The organism is Komagataeibacter saccharivorans, from assembly GCF_003207825.1.
Classification (GTDB): domain Bacteria; phylum Pseudomonadota; class Alphaproteobacteria; order Acetobacterales; family Acetobacteraceae; genus Komagataeibacter; species Komagataeibacter saccharivorans.
The window spans coordinates 1-3,921 of sequence record NZ_NKTY01000058.1; the positions used below are offsets into that span (position 1 = coordinate 1).

The following is a 3,921-nucleotide window of genomic DNA, read 5'->3' on the forward strand; positions in this document are numbered from 1 at the left end:
TGCGCGGCCTCACTCCATATGAATTTATTTGCCAGCAATGGGAAAAAGAACCATCACGGTTCATGCAAAATCCGCACCATCAAATCCTGGGACTAAACATCTAGGGATCTGCGGACTTATCCTGCCGGTGGATGAAACAGTCCATCCGGCAGGAAAGCACTCTGCCGTGCCTGATCCCTGCCATATTCTCCCAGATCCAGATCATGCCAGATGCCGCGCGTCATGATCTGCGCGGGGCGGAAACGGGCCTTGTAGGCCATCTTGCGGCTTTCGCTGATCCAGTAGCCTAGGTACAGGTAGGGCAGGCCCATCGTGCGGGCATGGCTGATCAGGTACATCACGGCGAATGTCCCCAGTGACCGATGCTGAAGCGCGGGATCATAGAAATCATAAACAGCGGAAAGCCCGTCATCAAGCTGATCCACCAGCGCGACGCAGGCCAGCCTGCCTTCGGGATCGCGGAATTCGATCATGAAAGTTTCGATCGGCGTATCTTCGATCATGGCCCGGTAATCGGGAAACGTCATGGATGCCATGTCGCCGCCTTCATGCCGGGCATGCTGGTAGGCGCTGAACAGGTTGAACTGTTCTGGTGTGGCGCGTGGCGGCACGGGAAAGCCGTGCAGCATGGCGTTGCGACGCAGGGCGCGCTGCTGCGTGCGGCTGGGGGTGAAGCGGTCCACCGGCACGCGGATGGGCGTGCAGGCCGTGCAGCTTGCGCAGACCGGAGCATAGGCAATGGTGTGGCTGCGGCGGAAGCCCGCACGGGACAGGCGGTTATGGAAAGATATGGCTTCCGCGCCGCCAATTTCGGTCACAACCTTGCGTTCCATGCGTCCCGGCAGGTAGGGGCAGGGCATGGGCGCTGTGGTATAGAATAGCTGCGGATGCCGTGGCGATGTGTATGTCATGCGCTCTCACCAGCCGAAAACAGGAAGCAGCCCGGCGAACAGGAAAAACAGACTGCCCGTACCCTGTACGGTTATCATATTTTCCCTGTCGCAGGCATCAACTATCCTGTTGAAGGCATGCCGCTTGTGGGCCGGTCAGGCCCGGAGCAGGCGCGCGGCCTCCAGCGCGAAATAGGTCAGTACCCCATTGGCGCCCGCGCGGCGGAAGGACATCAGGCTTTCGATGATGACGCGGTCACGATCCAGCCAGCCATTCTGGATGGCAGCCATCAGCATCGCGTATTCACCCGACACCTGATAGGCGAAGGTCGGCACGGCAAATTCCTGCCGCACGCGCTGGATGATGTCCAGATACGGCATGCCCGGCTTGACCATGACCATATCCGCACCTTCCTGCAGGTCCAGCGCCACTTCACGCAGGGCCTCATCACTGTTGGCGGGGTCCATCTGGTAGGTTTTCTTGTCACCCGTCAGCAGGCCACCCGATCCCAGCGCATCGCGGAACGGTCCGTAGAAGGCACTGGCGTATTTGGCGGCGTAGGACATGATGCGGGTATTGACCAGACCATCGCTGTCCAGTGCCTCGCGGATGGCGCGTACGCGGCCATCCATCATGTCGGACGGGGCGATGATGTCGATCCCGGCAGCGGCCTGATTGACCGCCTGCGTCACAAGGATGCGGACCGAGGGATCGTTGACCACGTAGCCGTTTTCGATCAGCCCGTCATGGCCGTGGCTGGTATAGGGATCGAGCGCGACATCGCCGATCAGGCCGATCTGCGGGAATTCCTTTTTCAGCAGGCGCGCGGCACGACACATGAGATTGTCGGGATTGGTTGCTTCGGTCCCGTTTTCATCACGCAGGTCCGTGGGCGTTATGGGGAACAGGGCGATGGCGGGAATATCCAGTTTCGCCGCCGGTTCCACATGGGCTGCAAGCCGGTCCAGACTGACACGCTGCACACCGGGCATGGAGGCTACATCGGTAACCGAAGCCGTGCCTTCGGTAACAAAAATCGGCCAGATGAGGTTATCGGTCGATAGCGTGTTTTCGGATACAAGTCGCCTGGTGAACCGGTCGTGCCGGTTGCGCCGCGGCCGTACATGGGGAAATTGACCGATACTCATCCAATCCAACTCCAGCTATGGGATGGGGCCGACTATGGTCCCGCCGCTACCCTATGCCAAATTATGATCCGGTAATGCACGCCCTTCAGTCCTTCGGGCGCATGGCAGGCATGACCTTGCCCAGTCGGCTATGGCGCACACCATAAATCCCGTAAACGACCAGCCCGATTGCCAGCCACCCGACCAGCCGCAGCCATGTCAGCGCGTCGAGCGAGACCATCATCACAAGGCAACTGAGAATACCGGCCACCGGTATCACCATTCCGCCGGGCACACGGAAGACGCGCGGACGGTCCGGTTCACGCACGCGCAGCACCATCACGCCCACACACACGATGACAAAGGCCAGCAGCGTGCCGATGGAAGTCATATGCGCCAGTTGTTCGATGGGCAGAAACGCCGCCAGCACGCCCGTCACGGCCATGAAGAACAGGTGGCACGCAACCGGTGTGCCCCAGTTGTGGTGGATGCGGCCAAACATGGGCGGCAGCAGGCCGTCGCGTGCCATGGCGAAGAAGATCCGGCTCTGCCCCAGCAGCAGCACCAGAATGACCGACAGGAAACCACATATGATGCCAAGCTTGACCGCAGCCTTCAGCCAGCCAAAGGGTGTCTGGTCAATGGCCGTGGCCACGGGGGCGGCATCGCCGATCATATCGTGATAGTTGACCAGTCCCGTCAGCACGAATGAAAAGGTGATGTAGACCACCGTGCAGATCGCAAGGCTGCCCATAAGGCCGATGGGCATGTCGCGGCCCGGATTACGTGTCTCCTGCGCCACGGTCGAAACCGCATCGAACCCCAGATAGGCAAAGAAAACCGTCCCCGCCGCGCGCAGGATGCCCGATATGCCGTAATGCCCGAACTCCCCAGTATTGGGCGGGATGAAGGGGGTATAGTTTTCGACCCTGATATACGGCAGTCCGCATGCGATCACGGCGACGATGACCGTAAGCTTGATCGCCACCACAATGGCGTTCATCCGCGCCGATTCAGAAATCCCGCGCATGAGCAGCAGGGACAGCGCCATGATGACGAACACGGCAGGCAGGTTGGCCAGTCCGTGTACCGGCTGGCCGTCCGCCATGCCCACCACCTCGAACGGGGAAGCCATGAGGCGGGGCGAAAGGTGAATACCCCATTCATCAAGCAGGGATCGCATGTAGCGCGCCCAGCTTACGGATACGGCTGATGCCCCCACGGTATATTCCAGCACGAGATCCCAGCCGATGATCCAGCCCATCAGTTCACCCAGCGAGGCATAGGCATAGACATACGCGCTGCCCGCCGCCGGAAGCATGCCCGCCAGTTCACCGTAACACAGCCCGGCAAAGGCGCAGGCTATGGCGGCTAAAGCGAAGGAAATGATGACCGCAGGCCCGGCATTGCTGCCTGCCGCGATCCCTGTCAGCGAGAACAGCCCCGCGCCGATCGTGGCCCCCACGCCAAGGGCCATGAGGCTGGCGGGGCCAAGCACGCGCTTCAGCCCCGCATCATCCGTGGGCGCGCCCACCGGCAGCCTGCGCAGCCATGCGCGCAGAAGGCCCGCTCTCCTGTTCGTGTTCATGCTGCCCTCTTTGGGGATGGGGGGAAAACAGCTTCGGTCAAATCGGGCGGTCTCCGTCATTTTGGCGTTGTCTAAACGCCCCTATATGGCGCACATAGCAGGCCTGTCCCCATACGTGTCATATCCGCGTCATTACCCGGAAAAGACAGTTGATCCAAGGAATGGAGAATCATAACGGTGCCGGACCCTATCAGCCAGACTGACCTGAAACAGTTTTTCCGCGCCCCGCTGACGGAAGCGGACCCGGATGTTGCTGCGATCATTGGCGCGGAACTGGAACGCCAGCGCGACGGTATTGAACTGATTGCGAGCGAG

General features: G+C 60.7%; 3 protein-coding genes and 2 pseudogenes. 2 read left to right on the forward strand and 3 right to left on the reverse strand.

Annotation, left to right across the window (positions count from 1 at the left end; genetic code table 11):
• Positions 1–104 (forward strand): annotated as a pseudogene (locus CFR79_RS15090) (IS481 family transposase); the annotation flags it as partial.
• A gap of 12 nt (positions 105–116) precedes the next feature.
• On the opposite strand, the gene CFR79_RS15095 reads toward CFR79_RS15090, so the two are convergent.
• From CFR79_RS15095 to CFR79_RS15105, 3 genes are all read right to left on the reverse strand, one after another.
• Entirely contained in the window at positions 117–911 is a 795-nt protein-coding gene (locus CFR79_RS15095; protein ID WP_110548434.1) for an arginyltransferase, read from the reverse strand.
• 135 nt (positions 912–1,046) lie between these two features.
• On the reverse strand, positions 1,047–2,039 hold the full coding sequence (hemB, locus tag CFR79_RS15100) for a porphobilinogen synthase (RefSeq protein WP_110548435.1): 993 nt from the start codon (positions 2,037–2,039) through the stop codon (positions 1,047–1,049).
• 85 nt (positions 2,040–2,124) lie between these two features.
• Positions 2,125–3,606 (reverse strand): amino acid permease, encoded by a 1,482-nt coding sequence (locus CFR79_RS15105; RefSeq protein ID WP_110548436.1) that lies wholly within the window; start codon positions 3,604–3,606, stop codon positions 2,125–2,127.
• Positions 3,607–3,783: 177 nt separating this feature from the next.
• Between CFR79_RS15105 and glyA the strand changes: the two are divergent.
• Positions 3,784–3,921: pseudogene (gene glyA, locus CFR79_RS16365) on the forward strand (serine hydroxymethyltransferase); the annotation flags it as partial.

Excerpts from the sequence above, each read along its gene's own strand:
- hemB (WP_110548435.1), bottom strand. The coding sequence starts at position 2,039 with ATGAGTATCGGTCAATTTCCCCATGTACGGCCGCGGCGCAACCGGCAC.
- CFR79_RS15095 (WP_110548434.1), bottom strand. The coding sequence starts at position 911 with ATGACATACACATCGCCACGGCATCCGCAGCTATTCTATACCACAGCG.
- CFR79_RS15105 (WP_110548436.1), bottom strand. The coding sequence starts at position 3,606 with ATGAACACGAACAGGAGAGCGGGCCTTCTGCGCGCATGGCTGCGCAGG.